This is a genomic window from Dyadobacter sp. CY345 (assembly GCF_021502725.1).
Lineage (GTDB): Bacteria > Bacteroidota > Bacteroidia > Cytophagales > Spirosomataceae > Dyadobacter.
This window is the reverse complement of the sequence record NZ_JAKFFS010000003.1, coordinates 711,944-730,486: the sequence shown is the minus strand read 5'-3', so window position 1 is coordinate 730,486 and position 18,543 is coordinate 711,944. Positions and strand designations below refer to the sequence as shown.

Annotated in this window: 15 protein-coding genes; 11 read left to right on the top strand and 4 right to left on the bottom strand. The window is 40.9% G+C overall.

Annotated features, from left to right (window positions below):
- The first annotated feature begins 127 nt into the window (after positions 1-127).
- From L0657_RS16990 to L0657_RS16965, 6 genes are all read left to right on the top strand, one after another.
- A complete protein-coding gene (locus L0657_RS16990; RefSeq protein ID WP_235151946.1) occupies positions 128-3,163 on the top strand; it encodes a TonB-dependent receptor in 3,036 nt (1,011 codons plus the stop codon).
- 13 nt (positions 3,164-3,176) lie between these two features.
- Complete coding sequence (locus L0657_RS16985) at positions 3,177-4,670, top strand: RagB/SusD family nutrient uptake outer membrane protein (RefSeq protein ID WP_235151945.1); 1,494 nt, start codon at positions 3,177-3,179, stop codon at positions 4,668-4,670.
- 150 nt (positions 4,671-4,820) lie between these two features.
- Complete coding sequence (locus L0657_RS16980; RefSeq protein ID WP_310588291.1) at positions 4,821-6,167, top strand: glucoamylase family protein; 1,347 nt, start codon at positions 4,821-4,823, stop codon at positions 6,165-6,167.
- A 43-nt stretch (positions 6,168-6,210) separates the two neighbouring features.
- Positions 6,211-7,587, top strand: a complete 1,377-nt coding sequence (locus L0657_RS16975) for a glucoamylase family protein (protein WP_235151944.1) — start codon at positions 6,211-6,213, stop codon at positions 7,585-7,587.
- Positions 7,588-7,726: 139 nt separating this feature from the next.
- Positions 7,727-8,710: a kelch repeat-containing protein gene (locus tag L0657_RS16970; RefSeq protein ID WP_235151943.1), complete on the top strand. Its 984-nt coding sequence runs from the start codon at positions 7,727-7,729 to the stop codon at positions 8,708-8,710.
- Positions 8,711-8,745: 35 nt separating this feature from the next.
- On the top strand, positions 8,746-10,377 hold the full coding sequence (locus L0657_RS16965; protein WP_235151942.1) for a M1 family metallopeptidase: 1,632 nt from the start codon (positions 8,746-8,748) through the stop codon (positions 10,375-10,377).
- Between the two features lie 4 nt (positions 10,378-10,381).
- Here the strand turns inward: L0657_RS16965 and L0657_RS16960 are convergent, their stop codons facing one another.
- The 3 genes from L0657_RS16960 to mazG form a co-directional block, all read right to left on the bottom strand.
- The gene (locus tag L0657_RS16960; RefSeq protein WP_235151941.1) at positions 10,382-11,044 is read right to left on the bottom strand and encodes a thiamine diphosphokinase; all 663 of its coding nucleotides are present in this window, start codon (positions 11,042-11,044) and stop codon (positions 10,382-10,384) included.
- Positions 11,045-11,053: 9 nt separating this feature from the next.
- Positions 11,054-11,521: a hypothetical protein gene (locus L0657_RS16955; protein ID WP_235151940.1), complete on the bottom strand. Its 468-nt coding sequence runs from the start codon at positions 11,519-11,521 to the stop codon at positions 11,054-11,056.
- A 143-nt stretch (positions 11,522-11,664) separates the two neighbouring features.
- Positions 11,665-12,495 carry a nucleoside triphosphate pyrophosphohydrolase gene (gene mazG / locus L0657_RS16950; RefSeq protein ID WP_235151939.1) on the bottom strand — a complete coding sequence of 277 codons (831 nt, stop codon included), beginning with the start codon at positions 12,493-12,495 and terminating at the stop codon, positions 11,665-11,667.
- 145 nt (positions 12,496-12,640) lie between these two features.
- Between mazG and L0657_RS16945 the strand changes: the two genes are divergently transcribed.
- On the top strand, positions 12,641-14,488 hold the full coding sequence (locus L0657_RS16945; protein ID WP_235151938.1) for an ABC transporter ATP-binding protein: 1,848 nt from the start codon (positions 12,641-12,643) through the stop codon (positions 14,486-14,488).
- On the opposite strand, the gene L0657_RS16940 is transcribed toward L0657_RS16945, so the two are convergent.
- Positions 14,485-14,904, bottom strand: coding sequence for a PaaI family thioesterase (locus tag L0657_RS16940; RefSeq protein ID WP_235151937.1), 420 nt, complete (start codon positions 14,902-14,904; stop codon positions 14,485-14,487). The two genes, L0657_RS16945 and L0657_RS16940, sit on opposite strands and share 4 nt — an antisense overlap.
- A gap of 223 nt (positions 14,905-15,127) precedes the next feature.
- On the opposite strand from L0657_RS16940, the gene L0657_RS16935 reads away from it, so the two are divergent.
- The 4 genes from L0657_RS16935 (at position 15,128) to L0657_RS16920 (ending at position 18,470) form a co-directional block, all read left to right on the top strand.
- Entirely contained in the window at positions 15,128-15,922 is a 795-nt protein-coding gene (locus L0657_RS16935; protein ID WP_235151936.1) for a phosphosulfolactate synthase, read from the top strand.
- A 55-nt stretch (positions 15,923-15,977) separates the two neighbouring features.
- Positions 15,978-16,637 carry a DedA family protein gene (locus L0657_RS16930; protein WP_235151935.1) on the top strand — a complete coding sequence of 220 codons (660 nt, stop codon included), beginning with the start codon at positions 15,978-15,980 and terminating at the stop codon, positions 16,635-16,637.
- 257 nt (positions 16,638-16,894) lie between these two features.
- Positions 16,895-17,449: an RNA polymerase sigma factor gene (locus tag L0657_RS16925; RefSeq protein ID WP_235151934.1), complete on the top strand. Its 555-nt coding sequence runs from the start codon at positions 16,895-16,897 to the stop codon at positions 17,447-17,449.
- Between the two features lie 19 nt (positions 17,450-17,468).
- Positions 17,469-18,470 (top strand): FecR family protein, encoded by a 1,002-nt coding sequence (locus L0657_RS16920; protein WP_235151933.1) that lies wholly within the window; start codon positions 17,469-17,471, stop codon positions 18,468-18,470.
- Positions 18,471-18,543: the final 73 nt, after the last annotated feature.

The window sequence follows — 18,543 nt, the reverse complement described above, 5'->3', positions numbered from 1 at the left end:
TATATTTTGTTGCATTATTCTCATTGATGTAGTTGTGATGTAGTGGTATTTTTGACAATAGTTAGTATAAGTAGTTAGCTTTGAAGACAATTTAATCTTCATAAAGTTCAATACTAACTAAAGACCAATGAAAGCAAATGTACGATCTCTGTACTTGCTGATCTTTTTTGCATGCGTAACCTCGATGGCATTCGCGCAGGAAATCAACATTACAGGTAAGGTCACCTCAGCAACAGATGGCTCCGGGCTTCCGGGAGCTAGTGTACTACTTAAAGGAACTACAACTGGTGTTCCTACTGATGTAGATGGAAGTTTTAATATTCGCGTTCCTTCGTCAGCATCCATTCTTGTGGTATCCATGATTGGAATGACGTCTCAGGAGATAACAGTTGGTTCAAATTCTGTTATAAATGTCGCACTTTTAGAAGATGCGCGCGCCTTAAATGAGGTGGTTGTTGTAGGTTATGGTTCTCAGAGAAAAGTGGATGTGACAGGATCTGTCGTTTCTATTAAGGGAGCTGAAATCGCCAAACAATCTTCTATCAACCCGGTCAGTGGTCTTCAGGGAAAAGTTGCGGGTGTTCAGGTGAATAACTCAGGTAAACCAGGTGCTTCACCACAAATCCGTATTCGTGGTGTTGGTACCGCTTATGGAAGTCCTAACCCGCTATATGTTGTCGACGGTGTGTGGTTTGATGATATCAGTTTCCTTAACTCCGCAGACATAGAAAGCATGAACATCCTGAAAGATGCGTCAAGCCAATCTATCTATGGTGTTCGTGCGGCCAATGGTGTAGTTTTGATTACCACGAAAAAAGGTAAATCCGGACAGGCAGTTGTGGATTATAATGGATTTGTCGGTATGCAAAAAGTGACAAATCAGATTAAAATGGCCAATGCGAACGAATATGCTACGGCGATCAATGAACTGAGCGCGATCAATGGCGGACAGGAAATTTTGAACCCCGCAAATTATGGCGAAGGTACTGATTGGTACAAACAAATTCTTCGTGACGCCTTCATTACCAACCATCAGATTTCTGTTAGCGGTGGTGGAGAAAAATCTACCTACAACTTATCGCTTGGCTATTTGAAGCAAGACGGTATTGTGGAAAAAAATAACTTCAAACGTTATACTGCACGTTTCCAGAACGATTTTCAGGTTTCTAAAAATTTGAGAGTTGGGTATACGGCAACTGGTGCTTTCAGCAAATCGCAAGATGAAGCAGGTGGGATTTTCAGACAATTGTATGCAGCATCTCCGGCCTTATCGATCTATAATGCGGATGGAACGTACGGTGATCCTTCAAAATTAAACCTTGGTGACGGTGCTAATTTCAATCCCCAGGTTACGGTTGATTATTTCAACCAAAACACAAAAAAGACGCTTCTAACTGCCAATGCATATGCAGAATTATCTTTTTTGAAAAACTTTACTTTCAAAACAAGTCTTGGTGGTCGTTATTCGCAGGATGAAACGAGGTCGTATGTTCCGGTTTACGCAGCAACAGTTGCTCAGCGAAATACAAACAGCCTTTTGACATTCACGCGTCCGCAAGCACGTTATTGGATTTTTGAAAACACGCTGACCTATACCAAAGAAATCGGTAACCATTCCATTACTGCTCTTCTTGGTCAATCTGCGCAACGCGATCAGTCTTACCAATTAACAGCATCTGCCCGAGATGTTCCTTATTCAAGTGAAGGTGATTTGTACCTTACCTTGGGTAATGTTGATGGACGAAATGTAACAGATCAGGGTGATCTTGCAACCTATTCTTCTTACTTTGGACGTGTCAATTACGGCTTTTCAGATCGTTATCTTTTGAATGCATCTTTGAGAGCGGATGGTTCTTCTAAATTTTATCAGGGCGGCAATGCATGGGGGTATTTCCCGTCAGTAGGTGCCGGCTGGGTAATCAGCAATGAAGCCTTCATGGGTGATCAGAAGATTTTTGACAACTTGAAATTACGTGCGAGCTGGGGTAAAATCGGTAATGCATCAGTTCCCTCAAACTTGTCGACACTGACCGTAGCGACGGGTGGTAGTTTGGCTGCAATTTATGGCGGAACGGTAAACACTGGCGCCAGTATCAATTCAATCATTCCACCTGTGACTGTTTGGGAACGCGGCGTGGGTACGGACATCGGTCTAGAAGCATCCTTATTGAAAAACCGTTTGAGTTTTGAATTGGATTACTATACTAAAAAAACCGAACGTGCAATTTTTGACCTCCCTGTGTTAACATCAATCGGAACCGCGAGTGGTAAGATTATCGGAAACCAGGCCGATTTCCAAAATAAAGGTTTTGAAGCAGCTATTAACTGGAATGATCAAATCGGAGACGACCTGACTTACAGTATCGGCGTTAATGGTAGTGTCAACAACAATAAAGTACTAGCTGTGTCTACGGGTGCCAATCCAATCTATGATGGTGGTGTTGGTCTGACCGGTGGTGCACTCGCAACGAGAACGAGAGTTGGCGATCCTATCGGTTCATTCTACGGATATATCGTTGACGGAATATTCCAAAACCAGACAGAAATAGACGGATCAGCACAAAAAACGGCTAAGCCGGGAGATTTCAGATATCGGGATATCAGCGGTTCAGCAGGTACTCCTGATGGAAACATCACTGGCCTTGATCGCCAGGTTATTGGAAATCCAAATCCAAAATATACTTACGGTATCAACACAAGCTGGAACTACAAATGGTTTGATTTGATGCTTGATTTCCAGGGTGTTGCCAAAGTGGATATTTATAACGCCAATATCGGATGGCGTTATGGAAATGAGAATTTCACGAAAGATTATTTCGACAACCGCTGGCATGGAGAAGGAACTTCCAATACCTATCCATCAGCTAATATCGGTGGAGGTTCTAATTATCTTCCTAACTCATTTTTCGTTCAAAGCGGAAGTTACTTCCGAGTTAGAAATGCACAGTTAGGATTCAGCCTGCCTGCAAAAGTGACTGAGCGTTTGAAAATGAAAAAGCTGAGAATTTATGCCAATGCACAAAATGCGCTTAACTTTTTCAAATATAAAGGACTTTCTCCGGAGATCACGGCGACAGACAACAAACCTACTCAGGCAGGTATTGATGCCAATGTTTATCCGTTGTCAGCAACCTATAACTTTGGTATAAATGTTACTTTCTAAGACAAATAAGAATATGAAAAATATAGATTTTAAAACCAGATTAGGCAGATTCGGGGTTTATGCCGGCCTGGCTTCGCTGCTGCTGCTTCCATCGGCATGCCAGGATAGTTTTCTGGATACAGATCCGCAAGGACAACAGTCAGGCGATGTGTTTTGGCAAAATGAAGGCGATGCTACAAAAGCAGTAAATGCCATGTATGCAAATCTGAGATCCTTTGGAAATACTGCTTTCGGTGCGATTGCCGTAGAAAGTGTTGGATCCGACGAAACAGAAAAAGGGAGCAGCGCATCTGATGCAACCTTTTTTAACACTTATGATAACTTTTCTGTTGGTTCAACGGAAGGGCAGTTAGGAGCGTTCTGGAGTGCTCAATACCAGAATATTAATTATGCCAATCAGGTTTTGGATAATGTTCCAGCGATCGAAATGACGGCTGCTTTAAAAGACCGGTATTTGGCTGAGGCGAAATTTATCCGGGCCTATTCCTATTTCAGGTTAGTCCGTGCTTTCGGTGACATTCCGTTGAGACTAACCGTACCGGCCGGGACTGAGGAATATAACATACCACGTACTCCCAAGGCAGAAGTTTACGCAGCCATTGAAAAAGATCTGACAGAAGCTGCGGCAGTTTTGCCTGCAACTTATGGTGCAACAGATCTGGGACGCGTTACCAAAGGTGCTGCGCTTTCATTACATGCAAAAGTTTCCATGTATCAGCAAAAATGGCAGCAGGTATATGATTTGACTTCCCAGGTGATGGCTTCCGGCCAATATTCTCTTTTCCCGAATTACGAGCAATTGTTCAGGATTCAAAACGAAAATTCGTCTGAATCAATTTTTGAGATTCAGAACGAATTGGTACTTGAAAATAAAGATGCTTCAAATTCTCAGTATTCCCAGGTTCAGGGTGTAAGGGGCGTTGTTGGGGGCGGATGGGGCTTCAATGTGCCAACAAAAGAACTGGCCGCAAGTTACGAAACGGGTGATCCAAGGAGAGATGCAACGATTATTTTCAGGGGAGAAACAACACCTGAGGGTGATGCCATAGCAGCAACGGGTGACAACACCATGTATAACCAAAAATCATATGTGCCTTTTAACCTGTTTGTATCCGGCTTTAATGAAGGTGCTCAGCAAAATGTACGCGTGATCCGTTATGCTGATGTATTATTAATGAATGCAGAGGCAGCTAATGAACTTGGTAAAACAACCGAAGCTTTGGCATCCCTTGAATTGGTTCGTGCAAGAGCGAGAGGTACAAGTGCAACGATTTTACCAAAAGTTACTACTGCGGAAAAAACTGCGCTGCAAAGAGCAATCTGGCGTGAACGCCAATTTGAATTGGCTTTGGAATATGATCGTTATTTCGATGTGATCCGCCAGGGAAGAGGAACTGAGGTTTTCGGACCAAAAGGATGGCAGGCGAACAAAAACGAAGTTTGGCCAATTCCTCAGACAGAAATTGACCTGAGCGGCGGAGTGTTAACCCAAAACGCAGGATACTAAAGGTAGGCAAAAATTTAATCCAGCCCGCAGGGCGATGAAAGAATTCAGATTTCTGATATTCAGGAACATCGTTCTGCGGGTTATTTATGTCCTGCCGTCTGTGACGCGTTTCACTATTTCATGAAATCTTCATCAATAACCGAGTAAGCCGTGAAAAATTATCATGTTATTATTTGTTTATTTTTCGCAACATTCGGATGCAAGAATGACAAAGTTGAAGCACCAGAAGTTATCGTGCCTTCAACCTTTGAAATCGATTCAACGGATAAATTCCCCAGGATTACGGATGATGCACTTTTGACATTGGTGCAAAAACAAACTTTCAAATATTTCTGGGATTTTGGCCATCCTGTTAGCGGCCTGGCAAGAGAAAGAAATACTTCCGGCGACGTAGTAACATCAGGCGGAAGCGGATTTGGAATTATGACAATTCCCGTAGCCATTGAAAGAGGATTTATCACAAGAGCACAGGGCTTGGAGCGCTTGCAAAAGATGATTGCTTTCCTGAAAAATAACACCCAGAAATTTCATGGTGCCTTTCCGCATTGGATAAATGGCGCAACAGGATCCGTTGTGCCATTCAGCACGAAGGATGACGGAGCTGACTTGGTTGAAACCTCGTTTTTGATTCAGGGGCTGTTAACAGCACGTCAATATTTTAGTGGAAACGATGCGTCAGAAATTGCATTGAGAAGTGATATCAATGCCGTCTGGCACGGCGTGGAATGGGACTGGTTTAGAAAGAATAACGAAAACGTACTTTACTGGCACTGGAGCCCTACCTATGGCTGGGATATGAATCTTCCGATTAGAGGCTGGAACGAATGTCTGATCACATATGCCCTCGCAGCCTCATCCCCCACTCACCCTATTTCGAAAGAGGTATATGAAAATGGCTGGACTGGCAATGGTTCGTTTGTTAATGGCAATAGTTATGAGGGAATAAAATTACCTCTGGGTAGTCCATACGGTGGTCCGTTATTCTTTTCCCACTATTCCTTTCTTGGACTGAACCCGACTGGACTAACAGATAAATACACCAATTATCTGGATCAAAATCGGGCTCATACATTAATAAATTTTAATTACTGTAAAACAAATCCGCTTAAATATTACGGTTACAGCGAAGATTGCTGGGGATTAACTGCCAGTGATGTTCCTGATGGATATAACGCAAACTCGCCAACAAACGACAAGGGAGTGATCACTCCAACGGCTGCCTTATCCTCGTTTCCTTATACCCCCGATGAATCGATGAAAGCGCTCAGATTTTTTTACTATAAACTGGGCGATAAGATTTGGGGAGACTATGGATTTTACGATGCATTTTCTTTACAACAACCCTGGTTTGCAACTTCTTACCTGGCAATTGATCAGGGACCGATCGTTATCATGATTGAAAACCATCGCAGCCAGCTACTTTGGAATCTTTTTATGAGTAATCCGGAAATAAAAACAGGCATGAAAAGCCTCGGATTTCAGAGTCCGGATTTATAGTAAATGACGATTACTCCGACACAAAAAATCAATCTCTAATATCATGAAATATATAATTTTTCAATTCAGCATTTTTGCATTGGTACTGTTTTCAACAACAGATATTCTTGCACAAAAGAAAAAAAATACCACTTCCCCTGCTGTATTTAATCCCGCCAACCGGCCAAAAAATTTATCGGATACAGCATTGCTTGAATTGGTACAAAAGCAGACTTTTCGTTATTTCTGGGAATTTGGACATCCGGTAAGCGGTATGGCCAGAGAACGGAGCAATGTTGCGTTCGATTATGGCGATGAGGTAGTCACAACAGGAGGTACCGGATTTGGGATTATGGCTATGATTGTCGCCGCCGAACGCGGCTGGGTTCCGAGAGATTCCGTTTCAAACCGTTTATTGAAAATGGTTAAATTTTTGTCCAAAGCAGATCATTATCATGGAATATTCCCCCACTGGTTAAATGGAGGAACCGGGAAAATTATTCCTTTCGGGCGTAAAGATGACGGAGGAGATCTTGTCGAGTCATCATTTCTATTTCAAGGGTTACTTTGTGCAAAACAGTATTTCAATGGAAACAACAATGTCGAACGTGATTTGAGGAACCGGATTACCTGGATTTGGGATGAAGCAGAATGGGATTGGTATACCAGGGGAAACCCTGATCAGCTGTTTTGGCATTGGAGCCCGAATCATGGCTGGGCGATGAATTTCGAATTACGAGGTTATAACGAAACGCTGATTACCTACATTCTGGCTGCTTCGTCTCCAAGATATCCAATCAATGCACAGGTTTATGACAAGTGCTGGGCCCAAAGTGATCATTTCAAAAATGGAAAAGAATTTTATGGCGTAAAACTTCCACTGGGTTTCGATTTTGGCGGCCCTATGTTCTTCGCTCATTATTCGTTTCTCGGACTTGATCCACGTAATCTGAAAGATAAGTATGCAAATTATTGGGAACAAAACGTCAACCATACGCTGATCAACTATAAACATTGTGTGGCTAACCCTGGGAAATTTAAAGGATATGGTGACAACAGCTGGGGTCTTACGGCGAGCGATACCTTTGATGGCTACAATGCTTTTTCACCAACAAACGACTTTGGCACCATTACGCCTACCGCAGCATTATCATCTTTCCCTTATACGCCCGAACAATCGATGAAAGCAATGCGTCATTTCTACGACGATCTGGGAGATAAAATTTGGAGCGAATACGGATTTACGGACGCTTTTAATGAGTCGCAAAACTGGTATGCAAAATCGCATTTGGCTATCGATCAGGGCCCAATTATCGTGATGATCGAAAATTATCGGACTGGGTTGTTATGGAAATTATTCATGAGTAATCCTGATGTTCAGAATGGTTTGAAAAAGCTAAATTTTGAAAGCCCGGCATTAAAATCAATCAGCAAAAATTGACCAGTAATTTCCCAAAATTGGTAAGTATAGGATACAAGGATGAATATTTAAAAATAATAAAATAAATTGTACCTTGATGGTAGTTAATAGTTTTCCAGGCGTCGATTGACGTCTGGAAATATTTATATCCGGACAATTTATGAAAAGTATTTTCCACAAAATCGGCGCATTCTTATTGGTCATCCATATGATGGCCATTTCCGCTAATGGTCAGGTCTGGCGGGCAATCGAACCAGAAAATCTCCCTGACAAAAGACATGAAAATGCGATGTCCCATGCCAACGGAAAACTTTATTTACTTGGTGGCCGCGGCATTAAATCGGTTGACGAATATGATCCTAAAAAAGATACCTGGATCACGCTTAGTAAAACCCCGCTTGAAATGAGCCATTTTCAGGCTGTTTCTTATAAAAATGAGATCTACGTACTGGGCGCTTTTACCGGAAGTTATCCGCATGAAGTACCCATTCCTAATATCTACATATTTGATCCGGTAAAAAATGAGTGGCGAAAAGGCCCGGAAATTCCGGAAAACAGAAGACGCGGAGCCGCAGGGGCATTCACGCTCAATGATAAAATTTATCTTGTTTGCGGGATTCAGGATGGGCATTGGGACGGACAGGTAACATGGTTTGACGAATATGACCCTGCAACGAATACCTGGAAGCAATTGGCTGAAGCTCCCCGCCCCCGTGATCATATTCAAGTTGCCGTTGTGGACAATAAACTTTACGTTGCCGGCGGCAGATTATCCACTGCAAGGATCAATCAGGTTTTAAATACGACGATTGCAGAAGTTGACGTTTATGATTTCAAAACCGGGAAATGGTCTACCCTTGACGCTTCAAACAATATTCCAACCAAGCGCGCAGGAAACACAACAGTTGCACTTGGCAAAAGAATTCTGATCCTGGGTGGTGAAAGTGATGCCCATGTGGAAGCTCATAACGAAGTTGAAGCATTCAACACACAGAACCAGAAATGGGAAAAATTTCCTTCAATGCAACAAGGACGGCATGGAACGCAGGCTGTGTCCATCAATAGGAAAGTCTACATCGCCGCCGGGTCTGCTAACCGCGGAGGAGGCCCTGAATTAAATGCGATGGAAGTTCTTGAAGAGTAATCTAACACAAATTCTGTACTATAATCTCCTATTTAATGTTGAAAAAAATCTTGTCATTTTGCCTCATTTTAACTCCATTTTTATCGAGTGCCCAAAAGCAAACCACATTTACCCATGCCGATACACTTCGTGGGGCTATAACACCTGAGCGAGTCTGGTGGGATCTTACTTATTACCATTTGCGTGTGACACCGAATGCAAAAGACAGCACCATCTCAGGAAGTACGATTATTAATTATAAGGTTTTAGAGCCTAAACAAGTCATCCAGGTGGATTTGCAGGAACCACTTCAAATCGAGAAAGTGATACAGGACGGTCAAACCCTGACTTACAAAAGAGACGGAAATGCTTTTTTTATCACCCTTTCGAAAAAACAGGAAAAAGGAAAATCAGAATCAATTGAGGTTTTTTACTCCGGACGACCAAGATTGGCAAAACGCCCGCCATGGGATGGAGGCGTTCAATGGGTTCCGGATGGCAAGGGAAATACTATTATTTCAACATCTTGTCAGGGACTTGGTTCCAGCGTTTGGTGGCCGTGCAAGGATCACATGTACGATGAACCTGACAGTATGATGGTAAGTATTACAGTTCCAAAAGCGATGACGGATGTTTCCAACGGAAAATTGCGAAGTGTAGTTGAAAATAATGACGGCACACATACTTTCAATTGGGCCGTTGTCAATCCAATTAATAATTATGGCGTAAACATGAACGTTGCACCGTATGTGAGTTGGAGCGAAATATACAAAGGAGAAAAAGGAGATTTGCCGGTAAGTTTTTACGTTTATCCAGAAAATCTGGAAAAGGCAAAAGTTCAGTTTGATCAGGCTAATAAAATGCTGAAAGCTTTTGAGCATTGGTTTGGCCCATATCCATTTTACGAAGATGGATATAAATTGGTTGAGGTACCTTATCTGGGAATGGAACATCAAAGCTCCGTTACTTACGGTAACGGCTACAAAATGGGATATCTGGGCCGGGATTTATCAAAAACAGGTTGGGGATTAAAATGGGATTTTATCATTATTCATGAAAGTGGTCATGAATGGTTTGCCAACAATATCACATATAAGGATGCCGCAGACATGTGGATTCACGAAAGTTTCACTAATTATTCGGAGAATTTATACACTGAATTTTATTTTGGCAAAGAAGCAGGCGCTGATTATGTAATCGGCACAAGAGCGTTGATCGCAAATGACATTCCAATTATTGGAACATACAATGTCAATCAGGAAGGTTCCAGGGACATGTACTACAAAGGTGGAAATATGCTGCATACCATTCGCCAGGTTGTAAATGATGACGAAAAGTGGCGTCAGATTTTACGTGGCCTAAATAAGACTTTTTACCACCAAACAGTAGAAACGAAGCAGATTGAAGATTATGTCAATAAAAATACGGGTCGTGATATCAGCAAGATCTTTGATCAGTATTTAAGAGATACCCAGATACCCGTTCTTGAATATTCTTTCAAAGGAAATAGCGTACAGTATCGTTGGGTAAATGTTATTGCCGGTTTTGATATGCCTGTAAAAATAAAATTAGCGGATGGAAAGAATCAATTCGTTTATCCGACAACGGATTGGAAAACTTTAAAAACAAAAGGAGAAAAAACGCTGACCGTAGATCGTAATTTTTATGTTGAGTCAAAAAGTGTATAGGGGTCTAATCCCAACACTCCATAATTAACAAGTCACCATTTCGGGCGGAAATTCGAACCATACCATCAGTTTCCGCCTCATTGCTATTTCCTGTACGATGACCGAGCGTCAGTGTTTCGTCATTCAGATTATATTTTAAACCTTCTGTCTTAATCCCTTCCACCACTCCTACCGGAATTAGGGAAATTGGCGTGCCGGCGACATACCACTTTTCAAAAATTCCCGATAAGGGAAATATTTTGGAATAGTCATCAAATAAAACCAGACGAATAATTTCTTTGTAGCGAACCAGATTGGTGATATTCGTAATCGCATGATCAGCGCGCCGACCAGTTGCCCAGACAATATTGGCAGCAGGAAAACCCTCGTCAACTAAATAATCAATTGCCTTTTCAAGATCTGTTTTTTCCTGGTCCGGCGTATGGACAATTTTTATCGGATCCTGCCGGGACCGTATTTCCTCGAAGTCATGATTATGATCAAAGTCGCCCAGCCAAACATCTACTTTAATTCCTAAATCCAGAACCCGGTAAATAGCATGATCTAAAACCAAGACCAGCGGACTCCATTCTAATAATTGCCCAAGCAATTCTTCACTACATGCTTCACCATTGGCGATAATAAGTGCAGGTTCCTGCTTTTCTCTGATAATATGATGTGAAGACATTTATTAATCTTATTTCGCTTTAATGAGTTCGACAAGTAAGTCAAATTTTCCATTAAAGTTACTTTCCATCTTATCAAATCTTAAATCTATCAAATTAAAGCGCTCGTCCATTTCATGACGGATATCTTTTAAATCCTGTTGAATAACAGCAACGTCGATTTTTAATTTGTTTACGTCTTCTTTCAAACCAATTACGTCGGATTTTAAAGATTCAATATCCTTTTTTTGGCCGGACATATCCTTTTGTAAACCGGACATATCCTTTCGTAAACCAGAAATATCCTTTCGTAAACCAGACATATCCTTTTGCAAAAGTGATATATCATGACGCAGTAAAGTATTTTGCTTTTTAGATTCAGCAAAACCCTTATGCATCTCGATTGTCAGTTTGCCTAACCCGTCTGCAATCATTTCTATCTGCTTTCCCTGATCCACGGATACTATTTCTAATTGTGCAATTCGGTCTTCAATGTACATTTTAGCGTGTGTTAGTTGATAAGCAATTCTCAGTGAACTGAAACTTTATACAATATCAAAAACAATCATTATTGACACAAATCATATTCCAACTTTGAATAATTATTTGAATCTACCGCGTAAAATTACCTTAAACAACACATTTAAACCTTCAAAGCCTTTGCCTGGTTCCAATATTCATCCATCTCTGAAAGCGTCATTTCTGTTAGTGACTTCCCATCCAACTTCGATGCTTCTTCCATATATTGAAACCGGCGGATAAACTTTTTATTTGTTCTTTCTAATGCCGTTTCCGGATTAATATCAACGAATCTCGAATAATTAACCAGTGAGAAAAGCAGATCGCCAAACTCTCCTTCCGCTTCCTTCTGGTCAATTACAACCTGCGTTTCAATATTGAAGTTTTCTTTAAACTCCTGTAATTCCTCTTCAACCTTCGCCCATACCTGCTGTTTTTCATCCCAGTCGAAGCCAGCTCCGCGGGCCTTTTCCTGAATGCGCATAGCCTTCACAAGCGCAGGCAAAGATCCAGGCACGCCAGATAATACAGATTTATTACCTTCTTTCAATTTCAGTTTTTCCCAATTCTGCTTTACCTGCTCCTCCGTATCCGCTTTTGCATCGCCGTAGATATGAGGATGTCGAGAAATCAGTTTTTCACAAATTCCGGTTAATACATCAGCGATATCGAAACTTTTCCCGATTTCAGTATGCTCCGACGCGATTTTGGCATAAAAAACAATATGCAAAAGCACATCTCCCAATTCCTTTTTTATTTCCGGCAGGTCATTTTCAAGAATTGCGTCAGATAATTCATAAGTTTCTTCTATTGTAAGATGTCGTAAACTTTCCAGCGTCTGCTTCCGGTCCCAGGGGCACTGTTCACGAAGTTCATCCATAATGGTTAGCAAACGATCAAAAGCCATAAGCTGCTGCTGGCGATTTTCTGACAAGTCATTGAAGTTTTTTTCCATTCTACAAAGGTAATATTTAGGCCGGTAAACTCCGGGGATCAAATTAAATCGATCTGATTTATTAGCGGGCAAAAGCAATTGATTTACAGAGAACTTTTTTCATAACAAAATGATTAACAGAAAGTCACCATACTCATTTTAACTATTGAAGAAAATTCCTGCAACGAAGTCCTTTAAAAATCCAAAACAACCCTCAGAATCATTTAAAAAGCGATTTTCTGCTTTACAAAACCTCCCTCGTTTTTTCCGTCTGGTCTGGGAAACCAATAAATTGCTCACATTAGGAAATATTATTTTCCGGCTTATAAAATCCGGCCTTCCGCTGATAATGCTTTACATTGGTAAAGAAATTATTGATCAAGTCGTCCGATTAATTGATCATCGCGCTGATTCGCATGACTATCTTTGGATGTTGGTTGCCGCTGAATTAGGATTAACCATTGTATCCGACCTCTTAAATCGTTGTATAAATCTTTTTGACAGCCTTTTGGGTGATCTGGTCGCTAATAAAACGTCGGTCGATCTGGTACATCATGCTGCAAAGCTGGATTTATATCAGTTTGAAAATCCTGTTTTTTATGACAAACTGGAACGTGCAAGACGCCAGACTGCCGGCCGAACTGTTTTGCTTACTCAAACACTCGCACAGATACAGGATATTTTAACGCTGCTTTCTCTCGGAGCCGGATTGGTCATTTTCAATCCCTGGCTCATTTTAATATTGATCATAGCCGTTATTCCTTCTTTTTTAGGGGAAACTCATTTTAACGAAAGAACTTATTCACTGACAAGAAGCTGGACGCCGGAAAGGCGCGAATTGGATTATCTGCGCTATCTCGGATCAAGTGCGGAAACGGCCAAAGAGGTCAAGGTTTTTGGTCTGGAAAATTATCTGGCAAAACGTTTCAAAGAATTGTCCGAAGAATATTATCTGGCAAACCGTAAAATTGCGATTAGTCGCGCTGGCTGGGGATATCTTTTGTCTGCAATTGGCACCATTGCTTATTATGCAGCTTATGTTTTTGTATTGGTACAAACGCTCGCGGGATTGATCACAATCGGTACGATGACATTTCTTTCCGGTTCTTTTCAAAGGATGCACGGTATGTTACAAGGCATTATGAGCAGGTTTTCCGGTATCGCTGAAAATGCACTTTATCTTAAAGATCTGTTTGATTTTTTTGAAATACAACCGACAATTCTGGCAAATGAAAATGGCCATCTTATCCCACGACCAATCCAAAGAGGTATTGTTTTTGAGAATGTAAGTTTCAAATATCCGGAAAGTGATTTTTGGGCGATAAGGAATCTTTCATTCACCTTAAATGCAGGAGAAAAACTTGCTCTTGTTGGTGAAAACGGCGCTGGAAAGACAACGCTGGTTAAGCTTTTGGCGTGTTTGTATAAACCAACCGAAGGCAGAATATTAATTGACGGAATCGATATCTTGGATTATAAACTGGCTGATTTAAGAGCAAATATTGGTATCATTTTTCAGGATTATATCCGCTATGAAATGACCGTTTCTGATAATATTGCAGTAGGTGACATTGATAATATTAATGACAAGGAGGCTATCCAAATTGCGTCCGGAATGAGTATGGCCAACGAGGTTATTGACCAGCTTCCTAATGGTTTTGAGCAGGTTTTGGGCAAGAGATTCAAAGAAGGGACAGAACTTTCAGGTGGTCAGTGGCAGAAAATTGCCTTGGCCAGAGCCTACATGCGCGACGCTCAGCTTATCGTTCTCGATGAACCGACTTCCGCGCTTGATGCCAGAGCGGAGCATAAAGTTTTCCAACGGTTCAGCGAATTAATTAATGGAAAAATGGCTGTGCTTATCTCACACCGGTTTTCAACGGTGCGAATGGCGGACCGAATTCTTTTCATGGAAAAAGGCAGATTAATTGAGTATGGTTCGCATGAAGAATTACTAAATCTGGATGGAAAATACGCAGAACTTTTTCAGCTACAGGCTCAGGGTTATCTTTAATGAGGCGGAATTTTAAAGCCTGTTTGAATCAGATTACTGCTGCATTTCGCGATAATCAGTCCTGCCGGATTTTTAATCATACCTTCAACATGAATAATATTCTTGCCCGCCCGAACCACTTTTGCCTCAGCAATAATGGTTTCACCTGTCCTTGCTGCGTGTAGAAAGTCGCAGTTCAAATTAACAGAGGTGTAAGCAAACTCACGGCCAAGAGCATAAACCATAGTTCCAACCACATCATCAAGAATAGTCGCAGCAATTCCGCCGTGCAACACGCCCATCGGATTTGACATATCCTCGCGAACAATAAATTCGACACTCATATTCCCATCCTGAATGTCGAGTAATTTTCCATTTAGCCATCTCCCGACAGGCGACAAACTTTCCTTCATCAATTGACCGGTGAATGATTGCATATACTCCAACCGTGATTCATGTTTTTTCTGCGATGAATTATCCGATACCAGCATTTTAAAAGTAGTCAAAGAGTGAAATATTAAACCGGATGTATTCCTGAAATATTAATTATCGTAGATTTAACTATTACAATAAGTCAATACTACTGATTTTATTGCTACGTATCAAAGGTAATTGCTACCTTTGCCCGAGTTTTTCGAAGACTTAAAAGAGTATCCAAATATGAATTTTACGTTATCACAAATTCCTTCCCGTTCAGAAAAGCCTCGTGAAAAGGGAATTACGATGGTTATGGATAAAGGGCTTAGTATCAGGGAAACCGAAGATATGCTTTCCAGTGCCTCCACATTTATAGATATCGTAAAGCTTGGATGGGCCACTTCCTATGTAACCTCCAACCTTGATGAAAAATTAGCAGTATATAAAAATGCCGGGATTCCGGTTTATTTCGGCGGCACATTATTTGAAGCTTTTGTGGTAAGAAATCAGTTTGATGACTACCGTAAATTACTGGATAAATATGACCTCAAATTTGCTGAGGTTTCTGATGGCTCTATTGAAATGCCTCAGGATGTGAAATGTGAATATATTCGCAAACTGGCTCAGCAGGTAACGGTTTTGTCAGAAGTTGGATCAAAAGACGAAAATAAAATCATCCCTCCTTATAAATGGATCCAGCTCATCCAGTCTGAACTGGAAGCAGGCGCCTGGAAAGTGATCGGAGAAGCAAGAGAATCCGGAAATGTAGGACTTTTCAGAGCTAGCGGCGAGGTTCGTCAGGGTTTGGTTGAAGAGATTTTAACGCAGATTCCCTTTGAAAAAATGTTGTGGGAAGCGCCTCAAAAATCTCAGCAGGTCTGGTTTGTCAAACTCTTGGGTGCTAACGTGAATTTGGGAAATATTGCTCCGAGCGAGCTTATCCCATTAGAAACGATTCGTTTAGGGTTACGCGGTGATACTTTCACGCACTTCCTGAATGCCAAAACAAAGAAAGAATGGAAAGTTGATTCGAAATAACTGTTTTAAAGCTCACCTTTCATATTTATAACTAATTGGTTAAACTTAAAAAGCAATGGAATTTTTAACGCAGTTTATTGATTTTTTCCTCCATCTGGATAAGCATTTGTTTGATATCGTTCAGGAGTACGGTACGCTTACCTATGTGATCTTATTTCTCATTGTTTTTACAGAAACCGGGTTAGTTATTATGCCGCTTCTTCCTGGCGATTCGCTTCTTTTTGCAGCCGGCGCGATTGCTGCCAATGAAGGAACAGGCCTGAACGTTTTTCTGATCATCGTTATCCTGATCATCGCTGCGTTGTTGGGTGACAACCTCAATTATTTTATGGGTAAGAAGTTCGGTGGCGAGATAAAAAAACGCGAAAGAATCCTTTTCCTTAAAAGAGAATATCTTGAAAAAACAGAAGCTTTTTATGAAAAACATGGCGGAAGCACTGTGATCATGGCTCGTTTTATCCCTATCGTTCGTACGGTCGCTCCTTTTGTTGCGGGTGCGGGAAGTATGAATTACTCAAAATATATCGGTTACTGTGTCCTTGGAGCTGTTCTTTGGGTACCATCTCTGACACTACTTGGATATTTCTTCGGAAACATGGAGATCGTGAAAAAGAACTTTGAACTGGTTATTTTTGGAATAATCGGATTCTCAATTCTACCTATGATCTACCAGTTTTTCAAAAGCAAAATGTCAAAGCAAAATGCTGCTGCATAGTATTTAGCTTCATTTTTAATAAATATTCTAAAAATGCTCTGCCTATCAGCAGGGCATTTTTTGGTTTTAAACCCCGTTTATTAGGTTGCGTATATCATAAATTACCAGTTTTTCAGAGCCAGGTATGTCGCAGAATTTTTAAAAATATTTATATAACCAGACGTAAACTAAAATTTATTTAAAATAATCTTAAAACGGGTTAGGGATTTTTGTGCTTTGTTTGACCATACCTTTGTAGTTCCATAACGAATTCCCGGATGAGCAAGTTGTTAACCGATGAACAGCTGGTTATTAAACTGATTGAAGGCAGCAAACCTGCTTTCGGGGAAATCTATGACCGGTACTGGTATAAATTATTTTGTATTGCCTACCACCAGATCGGAACTCGTGAAGAAGCGGAAGAACTGGTTCATGACCTGTTTGAAAGTCTATGGAACCGCAGAACTGAAAGCAATATCCGGCATCTAAGTTCATACCTGGTGATTTCGATGAAACATCTGATCACGAATTTCATCAAATCAAAAATCACCTGGCGGAAGTACAAGGAATATGTTCTTCTTCAAAAAATGCAGGAGTCTTCCATTACAGAACAGGATGTGGAGTTTACCGATCTGTCCACAGCGTTGGACAATGCGTTAAAAAAACTACCGGAAAAAACGAGTAAAATTTTCCAGCTCAGCCGGTTTGAGAACCAATCCGTCAAGGACATCGCGAGGGATTTGAATCTTTCTGAAAAAGCGGTCGAATATCATATTACAAAATCACTAAAAATCTTAAAAGATCACCTCTGGATCTATCACACACCCAATTGATATCCGAAAAAGCAAAATAATGAATCAATTCGATTTCGATATCCTGTTGCAAAAATACCTGGCCGGCGAACACTCACCGGCAGAGGAGAAATTCGTTCAGGATTATCTTCATAGTAATTCTATTGACGAGTCACCCGTTTTTGAGTCTGAAAAAGAAAAAATAGGAAAACGGATCAAAAAAAAGGTAGATAAAAGCACAGCAAGCAAAAGTTTTATTTTACGCTTTTCACCCTGGATAAAAGGTATTGCAGCATCTATCTTGCTTATCGTCGGATGTTGGTTCGCGTTCAGTCAGATCAATAACAAAGAAACATCCAATATTCAGTCCATCGAAAAAGAGGGCGTCATTGAAATTAAAAATACATCAGATACTCCACAAAGAATTCCGCTTGAAGACGGGAGTATCGTAATACTTCAAAAAAAGAGCAGCATCAGCTATCCCGAACATTTCGGCGAAACGAAACGACTGGTCTATTTACATGGCGAAGCTTTTTTTCAGATCAAAAGAAATCCAGCAAAACCATTTATTGTCTCGACAGAAAACTTAGTAACCCAGGTTCTGGGGACCAGTTTTACAGTAAAATCCTACGACGACGCACGTTCCATTGAAGTTCAGGTCGCCTCCGGGCGCGTATCTGTTTATGAAGTGGAAGAAAGGGCATCAAAGATTAGTAACGGTGTAATCCTGACTCGAAATCAGAAAATTGTTTTTGATAAAAAATCCAAGAAAATGGAGTTGGCAATTGTTTCAAATCCTAAACTAAATCATTCGGTCTTGCCAGCTGATTATGTGTTTTCGTTTCTCGAAACACCTGTAAAAGACGCTTTCACGATGCTCGAAAAAGCATACGGGATTGATATTGTAATCGAAAATGATTCGGTCGAAACCTGCCTGTTTACAGGTGACCTGGCAGATCTTTCCTTGTTTGAAAAGCTTGATCTGATTTGCAGGTCCATAAATGCCACATATGAACGACGTGGAACCACACTGTTCGTAAGAGGAGAAGGCTGTACAAAATAGTTAATCTAAATAAAAAAGTGCTGCGGATGCGCTAACATCAACGGCACTAAAATGTCCCTGCTGAAAATCAGCA

What these genes read in the sequence shown, in the direction of transcription:
- L0657_RS16935 (WP_235151936.1), top strand. Translation starts at nt 15,128, where the DNA reads ATGAATTTTACGTTATCACAAATTCCTTCCCGTTCAGAAAAGCCTCGT.
- L0657_RS16940 (WP_235151937.1), bottom strand. Translation starts at nt 14,904, where the DNA reads ATGCAATCATTCACCGGTCAATTGATGAAGGAAAGTTTGTCGCCTGTC.
- L0657_RS16965 (WP_235151942.1), top strand. Translation starts at nt 8,746, where the DNA reads ATGTTGAAAAAAATCTTGTCATTTTGCCTCATTTTAACTCCATTTTTA.
- L0657_RS16955 (WP_235151940.1), bottom strand. Translation starts at nt 11,521, where the DNA reads ATGTACATTGAAGACCGAATTGCACAATTAGAAATAGTATCCGTGGAT.
- L0657_RS16975 (WP_235151944.1), top strand. Translation starts at nt 6,211, where the DNA reads ATGAAATATATAATTTTTCAATTCAGCATTTTTGCATTGGTACTGTTT.
- L0657_RS16970 (WP_235151943.1), top strand. Translation starts at nt 7,727, where the DNA reads ATGAAAAGTATTTTCCACAAAATCGGCGCATTCTTATTGGTCATCCAT.
- L0657_RS16960 (WP_235151941.1), bottom strand. Translation starts at nt 11,044, where the DNA reads ATGTCTTCACATCATATTATCAGAGAAAAGCAGGAACCTGCACTTATT.
- L0657_RS16985 (WP_235151945.1), top strand. Translation starts at nt 3,177, where the DNA reads ATGAAAAATATAGATTTTAAAACCAGATTAGGCAGATTCGGGGTTTAT.
- L0657_RS16930 (WP_235151935.1), top strand. Translation starts at nt 15,978, where the DNA reads ATGGAATTTTTAACGCAGTTTATTGATTTTTTCCTCCATCTGGATAAG.
- L0657_RS16925 (WP_235151934.1), top strand. Translation starts at nt 16,895, where the DNA reads ATGAGCAAGTTGTTAACCGATGAACAGCTGGTTATTAAACTGATTGAA.
- mazG (WP_235151939.1), bottom strand. Translation starts at nt 12,495, where the DNA reads ATGGAAAAAAACTTCAATGACTTGTCAGAAAATCGCCAGCAGCAGCTT.
- L0657_RS16920 (WP_235151933.1), top strand. Translation starts at nt 17,469, where the DNA reads ATGAATCAATTCGATTTCGATATCCTGTTGCAAAAATACCTGGCCGGC.
- L0657_RS16990 (WP_235151946.1), top strand. Translation starts at nt 128, where the DNA reads ATGAAAGCAAATGTACGATCTCTGTACTTGCTGATCTTTTTTGCATGC.